12 protein-coding genes are annotated in these 12,806 nt (G+C 46.5%); 1 reads left to right on the top strand and 11 read right to left on the bottom strand.

The window, feature by feature from the left end:
• Nucleotides 1–413: 413 nt before the first annotated feature.
• The 11 genes from AC1DWN_RS16935 to AC1DWN_RS16885 form a co-directional block, all read right to left on the bottom strand.
• On the bottom strand, nt 414–917 hold the full coding sequence (locus tag AC1DWN_RS16935; RefSeq protein ID WP_477560077.1) for a hypothetical protein: 504 nt from the start codon (nt 915–917) through the stop codon (nt 414–416).
• A gap of 68 nt (nt 918–985) precedes the next feature.
• A complete protein-coding gene (locus AC1DWN_RS16930) occupies nt 986–2,029 on the bottom strand; it encodes a zinc-dependent alcohol dehydrogenase (protein ID WP_477560076.1) in 1,044 nt (347 codons plus the stop codon).
• Nucleotides 2,030–2,031: 2 nt separating this feature from the next.
• Entirely contained in the window at nt 2,032–3,177 is a 1,146-nt protein-coding gene (locus AC1DWN_RS16925; protein ID WP_477560075.1) for an aminotransferase class V-fold PLP-dependent enzyme, read from the bottom strand.
• A gap of 116 nt (nt 3,178–3,293) precedes the next feature.
• The gene (locus AC1DWN_RS16920) at nt 3,294–4,319 is read right to left on the bottom strand and encodes a Gfo/Idh/MocA family protein (RefSeq protein ID WP_477560074.1); all 1,026 of its coding nucleotides are present in this window, start codon (nt 4,317–4,319) and stop codon (nt 3,294–3,296) included.
• Nucleotides 4,320–4,372: 53 nt separating this feature from the next.
• Nucleotides 4,373–5,215, bottom strand: coding sequence for a sugar phosphate isomerase/epimerase family protein (locus AC1DWN_RS16915; protein ID WP_477560073.1), 843 nt, complete (start codon nt 5,213–5,215; stop codon nt 4,373–4,375).
• 71 nt (nt 5,216–5,286) lie between these two features.
• Nucleotides 5,287–6,033: a GntR family transcriptional regulator gene (locus AC1DWN_RS16910; RefSeq protein WP_477560072.1), complete on the bottom strand. Its 747-nt coding sequence runs from the start codon at nt 6,031–6,033 to the stop codon at nt 5,287–5,289.
• Between the two features lie 49 nt (nt 6,034–6,082).
• Nucleotides 6,083–6,910, bottom strand: a complete 828-nt coding sequence (locus AC1DWN_RS16905) for a carbohydrate ABC transporter permease (RefSeq protein ID WP_477560078.1) — start codon at nt 6,908–6,910, stop codon at nt 6,083–6,085.
• Between the two features lie 73 nt (nt 6,911–6,983).
• Entirely contained in the window at nt 6,984–7,880 is an 897-nt protein-coding gene (locus AC1DWN_RS16900; protein WP_477560071.1) for an ABC transporter permease, read from the bottom strand.
• A 71-nt stretch (nt 7,881–7,951) separates the two neighbouring features.
• Nucleotides 7,952–9,667 (bottom strand): extracellular solute-binding protein, encoded by a 1,716-nt coding sequence (locus AC1DWN_RS16895; protein ID WP_477560070.1) that lies wholly within the window; start codon nt 9,665–9,667, stop codon nt 7,952–7,954.
• A gap of 507 nt (nt 9,668–10,174) precedes the next feature.
• The gene (locus AC1DWN_RS16890) at nt 10,175–10,297 is read right to left on the bottom strand and encodes a hypothetical protein (RefSeq protein ID WP_477560069.1); all 123 of its coding nucleotides are present in this window, start codon (nt 10,295–10,297) and stop codon (nt 10,175–10,177) included.
• A 42-nt stretch (nt 10,298–10,339) separates the two neighbouring features.
• The gene (locus AC1DWN_RS16885) at nt 10,340–11,062 is read right to left on the bottom strand and encodes a GntR family transcriptional regulator (RefSeq protein WP_477560068.1); all 723 of its coding nucleotides are present in this window, start codon (nt 11,060–11,062) and stop codon (nt 10,340–10,342) included.
• A gap of 245 nt (nt 11,063–11,307) precedes the next feature.
• Between AC1DWN_RS16885 and AC1DWN_RS16880 the strand changes: the two genes are divergently transcribed.
• Nucleotides 11,308–12,777: a glycosyl hydrolase family 28-related protein gene (locus AC1DWN_RS16880; protein WP_477560067.1), complete on the top strand. Its 1,470-nt coding sequence runs from the start codon at nt 11,308–11,310 to the stop codon at nt 12,775–12,777.
• Nucleotides 12,778–12,806 lie beyond the last annotated feature (29 nt).

Below are 12,806 nucleotides of genomic sequence, written 5' to 3'. Positions count from 1 at the left end.
CGTCCTGCTCTCCCCGAGCATCCTCCCCATAATGCGGATTTACGCTTTGAATACGCAACAAATCATCCAATATCCGTATAGCGGGGTGCTCCGTGTCCATCACCGCTAATTCCATCTATCTCACTCCTATAGCCAACTGATAGCTTCATATGCCCAATCCCTAGCTTCGGGCAGCTTCCTAAACTCGTTAAACAACCTTAAAATAAGTTTGCTCATCTCTTTCTTCGCATCGCAGAGGTCGCGCCATACAAACGCGTCGACCCGCTTTTCCCAAGTTCCATATATGTTATATTATACCTTATATATAAATGATAGCATAGGAAGTTTACACGAAGACGATGACAATTGAATAAGGGTAACAGCGGAATTCATCCGCTGTTATCCCATCTAGCGATCAATAAATCTACTGGTATTTATTGTTTTACAAAGTAGATTTTATCGACATATACCGCATACACATTGGCTGGATTATTTGCAGGCCAAATATAAGCATATTGATTATTGGTTTGAGAAGGGATAAATGTTCCAATCTTGATCGTCTGCCATAACATATTTTCCATTGAAGGGACCGGCATTGTTGAAGTACCGACTGGATACGAAATTGTAGTTGCATCATATATTCCGTAAGAAAAGGCATTCCCTGATGGAGTGAAAAATTTTGGTTTATCATCAACGTAATACAAGTCAGTAGCATACTTAATTTTAACTACTGCGTAGAGATCGTATGTTGCACCAGGAACAAGCTTGCTTTTATCCCACATCCATTGAATATCCCATCCGTTTGCAGCTCCTACAACCTTAATGGCTGTTTTTCTGTCCGATGCTGACACGTCTGTATTATTTTTAGTAGCTCCTCCAAACATACACAAACTGATATCTTCTCCAACGTAAACGGTTTGAGTTGTATCCTTGGTCAATTTGAGTATTTCCCCATCGCCAGCCGCAAAAGGTAAACTGGCCGAGCTTATGACGGACGCGCTATTCCTTATTCCCGCTCTAGATTCTCCCGAGCAGGTTGCAAAAATATTTTTCCATGTCTGACCTTGCCTTGGACAAGCTCTTGAAAAGCTACATTTGCATCATCCAGTGGACGAATTTCAGTCCAGCCCTCTTCTGTAATTTTCCCCTGCTCAAGCAGCTCAACGGCATCCGCAAAATCTTTGGACGTGTAGCAGAATGAACCGAGCAGCTCGATTTCGCTGCGAATGAGATGGTTGATCGGCAGCACCGTATTATCGATTCCAAGACCGATGTTCATGAATGTACCACCAGGATTGACGAGTCTAATCGCGGTTTCCCGAGTCGGCTGGAACCCAGCCGCGTCTATGACGACATCGACGCCTTTGCTATCGAATGCCGACTGCACAACCGATTCGAGCGATTCCTCCCTCGGGTTCGCAGTGAGTCCGAACCCAAGGCGATGCACCATATCCAGCCTATCCGCGTTTGTATCAACGATCATAACGTCCGAAGCACCCAAGATTCGAGCGATCATGGCGCACATAATGCCTATTCCGCCAGCCCCGAACACGACGACTGCTGCAAAGGGATGCCTCTCCATCGCCCGACGGGTAGCCCGCAGCGAGCAAGCGAGCGGTTCAGCCAGACTTGCCCGAAACGGATTCAACGTTGACGATACCGCGAACAAGGCGCTTTCTGGAACAAGCACGAACTCGGCGAATGCGCCTTGCCGGTGAACGCCGATAATCTGCCTTTTCTCGCATAATTGTGTGTACCCATTCCGGCAACTTCGGCATAATCCACAAAACAGAAGCGGATTAACCACCACTCTCTGGCCAGATGCGTACCGCTGTGCCCCTGTGCCAACTTGTTCCACGATACCGCACATTTCATGGCCCATGACAAGGGGAGGCATGCGCAGGCTGTTGTGGCCAAGATAACCTTCCAATTCGGAGCCGCAAATCCCCACTGATTCAATGCGCAGCAGCACCTCCCCCGGTTCCGGCTCCGGCAAGCTTCGCTCCTCGATCCGGATTTGTTCAGGAGCGATCCACACCGCTGTTTTCATATCTATCCAACCTCCTTTACCTTGATTGTTTCCATATCCTCTGACAATCGATTGATCAGACGGTCAACGTCGGAGCTATCATTGAAGGAATGAATCGACACTCGGAATCGTCCATCGCCGCCCCACAAATAGATGCCTTGTTTCTGCAGCTGCTCAGAAATTGCTTCTCCCCGGTCTGAGACAACGCAAATGTTGCCTGCACGCCGCTGTGGCTCCTGCGGTGTCATAATATCGAATCCAAGAAATTTCAGTTTCTCGATTAATTCATCGCCCAGCCGCAAAATATGGTTCTCGATCCGGTCGACGCCGGTATCCAGCAACAGCCGTGTGGAATATTCCAGTGCGTAGATCGTCGGGTAACTCGGATAACCGGTCTCGAACCGCTTGGCATCGTCATGGAATTCATAACTGCTGCGGCGAATCGGGCTGAACATATCAACCACACTCCTCCAGCCAACCGAGCGGGGCATGAAGTCTGACAGCCGTGCCGGATTAACGCCTAGAACCCCAAGTCCATGAATGCCAAACAGCCATTTATAGGAGCTGCACACCAGAAAATCAGTTTCGTTCATATCAACGGGTACAGCACCTAGCGATTGCGTAGCATCGAGCAGCAGCAATGCATCCGTTCTTTTCAATTGATTGTACAATTCTCGATAATCGAGCCTCGCCCCTGATAAATAACTAACATGGCTTGTAATGACGAGCCGAGTCCGGTTATCTACCTTCTCCATAATTTCTTCCGGTGTAATTTGCCAGTTCGTATGCTCCACGAACCTCACTTCAACGCCTTTATCCTGCAGCACAAGCCAAGGCAAGACCCCTGACGGAAATTCCAGCCGATTGACGATAACGTTGTCGCCCTCACGGAACGCAATGGAGCCCGCGATCATAGAGATAATCTCTGAAACATTGGACAGCAAGCTGATATTTTCCGGCTTTCCTTTGAGCAACAATGCGAGGTTGGATTTGCATGATGCCTCGATTGACGCATTATTCTCCCGCCCTCCAGGTCCTTCGCTTCGGCGATTCATATAGACATTAATAGCATCCAGGCTTCCTTTGAGAGCTGGGGTTTCGGCGCCGCTGTAAAACCAAGCGCAATCTTCTATGCCGATGAATAGTTGCTTTTTCAGTATTGATTCCACTGGCTCTCACTCCTCAAATTTCATTACTCCATAATATATAATGTATTATATATTTTATAAGTTCGAATTTATAAATATTCAATACTTATTTTTAAAATTGCTCCTCTTTATTTCTCTTACTTGAACTCGATCCATCTGCCCCCATTATCGGCGGAGCTTTTCTCGGTCTCTACAAGACGAATCGAATCTATCACGTCCCCTCCTAACGAGACGGACGGCTCTCGCCCGTTCATCAAGCAATCAGCCAAATAGATGATTTCTCTATAAAAGCCCGTATCTGCAGACAATTCAGGCGTAAAGCTTGGACCATCCTTAGGATAGACCGTCACCACACCTCCAGTGAAAATAACCGCTCCTTCATCAAACCCTATGCGGTATGACATCTCGAATCCAAAACTTGGCGGCAAGGACCAATCGGCTTCCGCAGATACAATCTTGCTATCTTGGTAAACATACTGTGCGGAAATAATATCATAGCCGCTGCCTGGAAACACATTGCGCCCCAGCGCAGAAACGGATTGAGGGTTTCCAAACAGCCAGCGGATCATATCAGCATCATGAACATGAAAATCTACCAAAGCGCCGCCGCTCCGCGATTCGTCGAGCAACCAGTTCTGATACGACCATATCGGTGCTCCGCTGCCCCTGTAGAACCGAGCAGACTTCACTGCGCCCCATGTATGCTGATCAACGCAATCCTTCAAATACTCATATGCCGGCCAGAAACGGAGACATTGGCCGATCATCAAATGCTTTCCGCTGCTTCTGGCAACCTTAAGCATTGCCTCGCAGCGTTTCGAATCTAGCGCCATCGGTTTTTCACAGAGCACATTAAAGCCCTTCTCCAGAACCTGCATGGCTACCGAGTCATGCAGGAACGTGGGCAAAGCGATGTCAACATAATCAAATTCTTCTGATTCCAGCATCTCATTCAGATCCGAATATAGCTTGTAATTGCTGAAATCATAGTCGGTATTGCCTACCCCTATATTCCCATCAGTAAAAACACCTTCGAACTTCTTGGGATCTGTATCGCAAATCGCTGTTACGCGGATCGGATAATTCTCCTTTTCAAGCCGTAAATATTGATCAAGATGAGCTCTGCCGATAAAACCGATGCCGATGAGTCCTACTTTCAACATACTATCGCCTCCTTTTGATCGTTATGAGGATAACTTAAGTGTGCAGATCAGATTTATGCTGGATCCCTAGCTTCCGACCACCGTTTCAGATCGGCCATCGTCTGGCGGATGTCCTTCTCCTGCTGTTCCCCATGAATCTCCCGCTCTATGATCCAATCGCCGGCAAATCCGCGGTCAAGCAGCTTGCGAACCAGTTCCGCGAACTGCACCTTGCCAAGTCCCGGGCGAACCTCTTCGCCCAGATTGTGGCCGCTGATCGGATACAACCCGTCCTTCACATGAACATTGCGCACRTAGTCACCCACTGTATCAAGCGCATCAATCGGATTTCCCTTGCCATACATAATCAGGTTAGCTGGATCGAAGTTGAGACCGAGATTTCCCGTACCTACGCGTTCTATGGTTCGCAACAGGACGACTGGCGTTTCTTGTCCTGTCTCCAGCCAGAATTCCAACCCCAGATCCGCGCAATATTGCGCCACTTCCCTAATTGCCTCGACAACCGCCGGATATTCAGGGTCCGTCATATTCTCTGGAATAAAGCCACAGTGGGTAATGATGGCAGGAGCCCCGATGCGAGCGGCAAAATCAGCCCACAACTTAAGTGCAGCAACCCGTTCTGCCCTGTAAGCTATCGGAACAACGCCCAGCGTTAAAGGTCCTTCAACAAAGTTCCACACTTGGGGACCCGGCACACCTGCCCAAAAAGCGGCAATGCGCACACCCGCTTTCTTAGCAGCAGAAGCAACTGTATCGGCAACAGCGTCTGTGGCCTGGCTCATATCCCAGCTTACCAGTTGACATACGTCCAAACCGTAACGGAGGACTGGCTCAAAGCAGTCTCCCCCGTTTTCAAGCGGATTAATGATACCGATTCTCGATTCCAGAGCTTTCACCACTCAACCTCCCAAATTGAATATATTTGTATGATCAACCACTATCGGGATGTTCAATCACCTACTAGTTGTTAAATAGGTTTGTTCGAAGTATCATCTAGCAGCCGATTCAACCATATCTCTTCTCCATATTCCACAACATTCTTGGAGCCATTAATCTTGACAAAATCTGAATAGGACTTATATATATGCCTTCGCATTACATCTTCGGCATGATCGGGATTCCTTGACCGAAGCGCCTTAATCAGCTCCCAATGCTGTTCAAGCTCTTTCATCTTAKAGGAGCTTGTGCCGAGACTCCGGTTAACAAGAGCAATTTGAAAAGAAATCGATTTATACATGGCGCATAATCGCGAGTGAGCCGACAAGCGCATGATTGTATCGTGAATGTGAAACGAATATTCGAGCAGATGCGAAACGGGTACCTTTTCGTCGTGGACGCATTCTATCATATCGGAATAGAACTGCTCCAATTTGCAAATTTCCTCATCCGAAGCATGCTGCGTCGCCAGCCGGATCGCGAGGCCTTCCAACATAGCCCTGAACGAATAAATTTCGAAGGCATCCTTCATATCAAGTTTACTTACTAGTGAACCTTTGTTGGGAATGATCGTTATGATTGCCTCGCCCTGAAGCTGCCTTAACGCCTCCCGAATTGGTTTCTGACTGATGCCGAGTTCGCGGGCAATTTTCGTTTCTACCAAGCGGTCCCCAGGGTTCAACTCTCCAGATAAAATTTGCTGTTTGAAATAATCAATTAAATCAGTGCTGATGCTTTGTCTTTGCAACAAGGATGGTATTGCTGTTCCATTCTGCATGCTTTGCGTCCTCTTATTCACGAATAACAGTTGCTTTGCCCGCTGCTTGTCATTCCTTCACGCTTCCAACGACGATGCCTTTCATGAAATACTTCTGTAGAAACGGGTAGACGAGCAGGATTGGAAGCGAACCAAGGAATATTTGAGCCGCCTTGACGGAGCGGTTCGAGATCGATTTAAGCATTTGCAATTCCTCCGCCGTTGTCGCCTTGAAATCATTGTTGATAATAAGCGTCTGCAAGTAGCTTTGCAGCGGATAATTTTCCGGACGATTCATGTAGAGCAGTCCATCAAACCAAGCGTTCCAATGTCCCACCATGGAAAATAACAACAGCGTTGCTATCGCGGGCAGAGATAACGGGAGGATGATGCTGAACAATGTACGCAGGAGACTAGCGCCATCTATGAATGCGGCTTCTTCCAGTTCCTTCGGAAGCCCTCTGTAGAAGTTAAGCAGCAGCACGACGCTAAACACCGGGACCGAGGCAGGAATAACGAGCGCCCAAATGGTGTCCAGCATTTCCAAATTCTTAATGACCATAAATGTCGGGATTAGTCCGCCGCTGAACAGAACCGTAATCAGAAAATACCAGGCGTACACGGTCCGGAAGCGGAATCTTGTTACTTCCATGGACAACGGATATGCAGTAATGACGATCAGCAGCATTTGAAGGACACTTCCAAGCAGCACCCTCTTAGCGGAGACACCCACTGAGCGTAGAAACTCCACGTTCTGCATGACGAATTCATATGATTTCAGATTGAAACCGATTGGCAATACAGATACCAGACCCGCCGATGCAGCCGAATTGGCACTGAACGACACGGCCAGTACATGAATTAAAGGGAAAATGCATAACAGAGAAAGCAGAATCATAAAGGAATAGTTGAAGCCAATAAACAGCTTACGGCCGAATGATACTTTTACCAAAAGCTCGCTCCCTCTCCGGCTAGAATATACGATAATTGGCCACTCTGTAAGCGAAGTAATACGCTCCGGATATTAAGAACAGCGACACGAACGACATCATTAATCCCACTGCAGTAGCGGGACTGTACTGTGCGCTCAGCATACCCATTCTGTACACCATCGTGTCGATAATATCCCCGCTTTCGTACACCTGCGGACTGTAAAGGACGAATATTTGCTCGAATCCGGCATTTAACACTTGCCCTAGACTTAACGTAAGGAGCAGAATAATGACAGGTCTCATCCCCGGGAGCGTAATATGCCAGGTCTGACGCCATCTTCCCGCCCCATCCACGACAGCAGCCTCATAAAGAGCAGGAGAAATACTGGTCAACGCAGCTAAATAGATGATGGTGCTGAAGCCGAATTCCTTCCATTCATGGGAGAACACCAACGTGAACGGAAACCAGGTATTGTCGCCAAGGAAAAAGATCGGCTGACCGCCCAGCGCAGTCAACATTTGATTCACAATTCCGTTTGAAGGGGACAGGATGTCGATCATAATGCCACCTAATATCGCCCACGAAAGAAAATGCGGCAAATAAATGAGTGTCTGAATCCCTCGTTTGATGAAAACCACACGCATTTCGTTAAGCAGAAGGGCAATTACGATCGGTGTAACCTGACCGACGACGATCTTCATGCTAGCGATATATAAGGTGTTCAATAACACGGTATAAGTATCAGGTATAGAAAATACGTAGGCAAAGTTATCTAAACCCACCCATTTGGACCCTAGTATACCTTTCGTGGGAATATATCGTTGAAAAGCCATGAGAATGCCCACCATCGGTATATAATTGAAGATAAATACGATCACGGTAGCAGGCAGCAGCAAGAGGTGAAGCGGCAGTTCAAGTTTCCATGATTTTGACAATGCTATCCCCCATTTCGCCTGATCATGAAATGCCAGAAGAGAAAGCCGTTCTCCTCTGGCATTCATACTATCTATTGATTAGCTGCATACCATTCGTTGACTGCTTTCGTAATTTCGTCTCCGCCCTGCTTATTCCAATTTGCCACAAAAGCGTCGAACGATTCGATCGGTTCTTTTCCAGTAATAATCTTCGTGAACGTCTCCAGCTCCAGCTTGGTAAGATTGACGCCTCTGTCAACCATTATCTGAAGAGGTGTTGTGATGAATTCGTTCTGCATGTAAAGTTTGTTATTGATGTAGTAATCCGCGACACTCATAGAGCCGCCCTCTCCATAAATCACATTCTGACCCCAGAACGAATTGTCACCGGCCTTGTATTTTTCAATCGTTCCTAAAATATCTCTCACTCCAGGAGGAACTTCGGACTTATCCGTCTTGCCTGACAATACTTCGTTGACAAGCAGATAGAAATCGCGGTTTCTAGTCGGCATGTACAGTTTAGCTGGAGACTCCATCCATATTGTATTGTTGTCATCGCTGCTTACAAACTGCTTATGAGTCTCATCACTCTTGTTAAAGTAAAATTTCGACAGCCACTGTTCCATCACACGCAGCAGTGCTTCTGGATGCTTGACTCCCTTCTTCACAACCCAAAAGCCATGGAAGATGTCGAGCTCAGTCTGGAATTTGCCCGGCTGATCGTCATAAGTCGGCAGCGGGAACATCTTCCACTCCACATTCGGATCATTGTCTTTGCTGCCTTGCAGCGGATAAACGCCTGCCGTGCCTGCCGAGTAGAACATGCCGACTTTATTGGCGGTTACGTCCTCGAACAACTTCGTCGGATCTTTGACCACGAATTCTTTATCGAAATATCCTTTTTTATACATCTCACCCAGCTTAGCCAGTGCCTCTTTCATTGCCGGCTGCGTGCTGCTGTACACCAGCTTCCCGTCGGCATCTTTTATCCAGATCCCTTTGTAGGCATGCATCATATTCATAAATGGAGCAGTCATACTCAGATCCTTATCAAGACCGAGAGCGATTGTGTCGTTCTTTTTATTGCCGTCGGGATCTTTGGTCGCTATGGCGTCCGCGATCGTCATGAAATCTTCAATCGTCTTAGGCTCTGGCAGTCCAAGCTTCTTCACCCAGTCCATCCGTACCCATAATGCGTTAACGCTTTCACTAAGAACGCCGGTAAACGGAATTCCCATCAACTTACCGTCGAGAGTTGCGGCCTTTCTCGGGTATTGGCCTGCGGCATCCTGTACTTGGCGAACCAAATCAGGCGCATATTTCTCGTATACGTCGGTTAGATCCTCAATCATATCGGCATCGTAGAGTTGTCTAAGCTGTGTAGGATCGGCGAGAAAGAAGTCCGGAATGTCACCAGAGGCGATCATCAAGTCCGTTTTTTGCTTGTATTGCGCGTATGGGACTTCCCATAAATTTTTGGAAATGATACCGTATTCATCTTTTAGCATTCTTGTCCAAGAGTTGTTGTTAACATCATCGCCGTTATCGTATTTCAGCGTTGCGAATTGATAGCTGACATAACTCATATCAATTGGCGGATCGAACTTGGCCGGCAGACCGACGGGGTCGTTCTTACCGGCTGCTTCACCCGGAGTATTCTCTCCCGTTTCTTTGGATGGAGTATTCTCACCCGTTTCTTTGGATGGAGTATTGCTCGGCTCATTCGCCGGAGCGTTATTACTGCATGCCGGCAAGACAGCAACCGTAAGAACTATTAATAACGTTAACAAAATATTGAATCGTTTCATGTAGCATCCTCCTCAAATTGAACGCATTTTGATTCACTTTCTCAGATAACCCCTTCTTCGCATGCTTAAACTCGCAAACACCATAGCTGCCCGGACACATCTCCTGTCTATTAAATTTGAAATATAATGAATTATATATAATATTTAATATATATGTCAAACATTTTTTTCCGCTATGTATTACCCTCTACTCGCATAGACATTTAGCCCAAGTATAACCACGAACTGCAGACGTGCGTTCATCCTTTATCCAGCTCATCTCAGGCGATGTCACGAAGATAGGGATAAATCTCAATAGTATGACAGCGGTTACATTTTAATGTTGGGCTTCAATTTCGATATTGCCTCGCATATGAGATTCTACTTCGATTGTGTCGCGGCGGAAAACAGCATGGATTTATTACAAGCCAATCCCAGAAATTTATTTAATACTCAATATATTATATATAGTATAATCTGATGCGTAGAACTTTTTATGTAAGTATCGCTAAGCTTCATAAGCCTGCCTTATACAAAAGAAGAAGAACCAATAATAAGCTGTCCTATAGTGGCTTTCTTCCTCTCAGCATCGGACTTGATGATCGCATCCGCAGCCTCCACGTCATGCACTGCATCCTCTAATTCCAGCATAACGTGGAACTAACCATACGAAGGGCCGTTTCAATCCCGTTCCTATTCGTTTAAATTCTCTTCAGGCCACTTCCAAATGTCATTGCGATCCGCGGATTCGTTATTCTGCAGAACTTGGATGCATTCCTTAAAGGAACGGTAAATATGTCGTCTCATGACCTTCTCCGACTCGTCAGGATTCCCCTCCTGAAGAGCGTCAATAAGCTCTTTATGCTCGTCAAACTCCTTCTGTTTGGTCGACTTCATACCGATGATTCTGTTGGCAAGTTCTATCTGGAAGGAAATAGAGTCGTAAATCTGTATCAACCGGGAGTGACGCGAGAATTGAATAATACTATGGTGGAGGTGCAGCGACTCTTTCAAAAAAGAGTCTATGTCTGGATTGTTTAGCTTTGACTCCATATCCTGGTACAGATCAACAAGAAGCTGAATTTGCTCCTTGGACGCATGCAAAGTCGTCAACCTCATCGCCAAGCCTTCCAAAGAGGCACGGAGAGAATAAATTTCAAAAATATCCTTCTCCTCCATATCTTTCACAATTGGTCCTCTGTTCGGGACAATATTGATGATGCCTTCTCCAGACAGAAGCCGTACTGCCTCGCGGACTGGAGTTTGACTGATTCCAAGCTCCTTAGCCACCTTAGTCTCTACAATTCTGTCTCCTGGATTTAGTTCGCCGTTAAGAATCTGTTGCTTAATAAGCGTAACTATATCTTGGCTCATGCTTTTCTTTTCCAAAAAGGTTTGCTTGGTTATGTTATTCATTCGGATATCCCGCTCTCTGAAATATAATATAAATTTTACATTATATATTATATCATAAAATACCGAACAACTCTCCTGTCAATTCAACAGATTGGATCCAATTGGTAAAAACATTTTCACTTACCTCCTTCTCATTATATTTTATATATTATATTCAATTATCTCATTCTTTACATTTTGTTCACATTAGCTGTGCTATCGTTATTCATGGAAATACATTATGCAAAATGAGAGGAAGTGGGGTTGTGAAAACGTTGAAAAAATGGAGCTTTACTGTACTCGCTGTTTGTCTTGCCATCTCTTTGTTCGCGGTTCCTGTTAACGCCAGCAGCGGAAAAGAAACGGATCAAAAGAAGAAGGATTTGGAGAGAACCTTCTTCAATGTTAAGGATTTCGGTGCGAAGGGTGATGGAACTACAAACGATACGAAAGCCATCCAAGATGCCATTACTGCAGCAGGAGTGAAAGGCGGCACCGTATACATCCCCGGCGGCGACTATCTCCTGGAAGGCAGTGGAACCGAGCTGCTCTTGATCAAGCGCCCCATTCATATTCTTGGCGATGGATTTTTTAGCCGCCTAGTTGTTGAATCCAACGTTCCGAACACGACAGACGTCATCCGCATTTCACCAGAGCTTGGAATCGGCTGGCAATTCGGCATCGACTCCATCAACATTATTCCGCAGGGAACCAGTAAGCCAGCCAGACATGCACTGAACATCGACATCTCAACCTTTCCGCAATTTATGGCGAAGCTTCTTGTTCAAAACAATTTCTTCTGGCAATTGGGCGGCAACAGCGTGAAGCTGACAAATCCCAAGGGAGATCCGAGCTTATTCACATCCTCCTTCGAGAACAACGTCTTCTATGGTGGGTTATCACTCCTTAATGCCGGCGATTCCATTAATATTCTTGGAAATACAATTACCGGCGACAACATCGGCGTCGAATTGAGCCAGGTTCCCGGAGCGGCAAAAGTCGTCATAGCTTTCAACAACATTACAGCTGCCGGCGGGGCTATCCGAGTAACAGAAGGTAACCAGGTCAAAATTCTGTACAACCAAATCGAACAAAACGTTCCACACACGAGCACGCACCAAGCCGCCATTTCCTTGGACGGCGAGATAAATCCAGTTGTGTTCTCCCAAATCGTAGGCAATAACATAAACGGCTGGGGATATGCAGGACATGTCGATTATGCGATCAAACTCGGCAGTGCCGCATATACGAAAATAAGTGGCAACACCTTGTCCGCAGGCACGAAAGGGATTATCGAATTGGGACCAAGCGCTACCTTAACGGAAATCGGTTATGACAATTACTTCTTAGGCAGTACCGGTATCGTTCCCCGCGCAGACGCAGTCAAAGACAATGGAGTCATTACGCTGGGTATCGAGAAGCCAGCAGCGCTGTCCAATGGCTGGGTGGATTATGACCAAACGACTTTTGGCAAAGCCTCCTTCAACCGGGACATGAATGGCAAAGTTAGCTTGGACGGCTTGATTAAAAACGGTGACATAACGCAAGGTTCCGTCATCCTTCAGCTTCCTGAGGGCTTCCGCCCTGCGAAAGCTAAGAAATTCACCGTCAGCACGATCGAAGATGGTGTTGCGGTAATCGGGGAGATTCAAGTACTCTCCACAGGTCAAGTGTTGTTCATGAGAGGCGGCAGCGACTATTTGTCGCTGAACGGAATCAGCTTCCTTGCCGAGTAATATGTAGATATAACACAGCCCTTCAGGCA

Source organism: Paenibacillus sp. P4_A7 (genome assembly GCF_056402455.1).
The sequence above is the reverse complement of the archived record's forward strand: the minus strand, read 5'-3'. Positions and strand labels throughout refer to the sequence as shown.

Bases quoted from the DNA above. Each gene is read 5' to 3' on its own strand.
- AC1DWN_RS16930 (WP_477560076.1), bottom strand. From the start codon at position 2,029: ATGAAAACAGCGGTGTGGATCGCTCCTGAACAAATCCGGATCGAGGAG.
- AC1DWN_RS16920 (WP_477560074.1), bottom strand. From the start codon at position 4,319: ATGTTGAAAGTAGGACTCATCGGCATCGGTTTTATCGGCAGAGCTCAT.
- AC1DWN_RS16905 (WP_477560078.1), bottom strand. From the start codon at position 6,910: ATGATTCTGCTTTCTCTGTTATGCATTTTCCCTTTAATTCATGTACTG.
- AC1DWN_RS16895 (WP_477560070.1), bottom strand. From the start codon at position 9,667: ATGAAACGATTCAATATTTTGTTAACGTTATTAATAGTTCTTACGGTT.
- AC1DWN_RS16890 (WP_477560069.1), bottom strand. From the start codon at position 10,297: ATGCTGGAATTAGAGGATGCAGTGCATGACGTGGAGGCTGCGGATGCG.
- AC1DWN_RS16885 (WP_477560068.1), bottom strand. From the start codon at position 11,062: ATGAATAACATAACCAAGCAAACCTTTTTGGAAAAGAAAAGCATGAGC.